Origin of the sequence: Actinoplanes sp. KI2 (assembly GCF_025630775.1) — a bacterium.
Taxonomy (GTDB): Bacteria; Actinomycetota; Actinomycetes; order Mycobacteriales; family Micromonosporaceae; genus Actinoplanes.
Map to the genome: position 1 here is coordinate 1 of NZ_JAOSZE010000201.1, position 207 is coordinate 207.

The 207-nt window shown below is 68.6% G+C and carries 1 protein-coding gene; it reads right to left on the reverse strand.

Translation table 11 applies throughout. From position 1 onward, the window contains the following. Positions 1–207 (reverse strand): endo-1,4-beta-xylanase (locus ODJ79_RS46955; protein WP_263030230.1); only part of this gene is annotated, 207 nt, incomplete at both ends.

The following is a 207-nucleotide window of genomic DNA, read 5'->3' on the forward strand; positions in this document are numbered from 1 at the left end:
GGCGGCGTTGAGGGCGTTGAGCACCGAGGTGTACGCGGCTTTCTTGTTGCCGTTGCCGTCGAACAGCAGGGGGCTCTCGCTGGAGCGCCAGGAGTCGCTGTCGCGGACGCCCCAGACGGTGATGCCGACGCAGCGGGCAACGTTGACGCAGGCCTGGGTCAGCCCGGCGTACTGGCTGGTGGAGGCGTTGGTGACGTCGACCTCGGT